We start from the raw sequence: 405 nt of genomic DNA, 5'->3' as shown, positions 1-405 counted from the left end.
CTGGCTAGGAGTCCTGACCCTAAAACCGAACGGTTTTGCAACGCTTTCCGCGGGTGAATGATTTCAAGGGCTTGGCTGCCGCAAAACCCTGCCCGCAAAATACCCGCATGAAATTCGGTTATGCGCGTGTCTCAACTTCGGATCAGGCTGCCAGTCTGCAACGTGATGCCCTGAAGGCGGCGGGCTGCGATAAAATCACCGTCGATAAGGTATCGGGAGCTGCCAAGAAACGTCCAAAACTCGACAAGCTGGTGAAGTCTCTGAACGAAGGCGATGTGCTGACGGTCTGGCTGCTCGATAGGGTAGGGCATGAATGATTTCCAACGGCGTGTTTCTCGCGCCTTTGGATTCAGAGCAATCCGTTGCAGCTATGGCCGCCGTGATCGAGTAAGAGTTGATCGCTGA

Annotated in this window: 1 protein-coding gene; it reads left to right on the top strand. The window is 54.3% G+C overall.

Annotated elements, in window-relative coordinates; all coding sequences use genetic code 11:
- Positions 1-53: 53 nt before the first annotated feature.
- Positions 54-317 (top strand): recombinase family protein, encoded by a 264-nt coding sequence (locus FGE21_RS19880; protein WP_255731681.1) that lies wholly within the window; start codon positions 54-56, stop codon positions 315-317.
- Positions 318-405: the final 88 nt, after the last annotated feature.

Source organism: Phaeobacter sp. B1627 (assembly GCF_006265095.1).
GTDB lineage: Bacteria > Pseudomonadota > Alphaproteobacteria > Rhodobacterales > Rhodobacteraceae > Epibacterium.
This window is presented reverse-complemented; position numbering and strand designations above follow the sequence as displayed.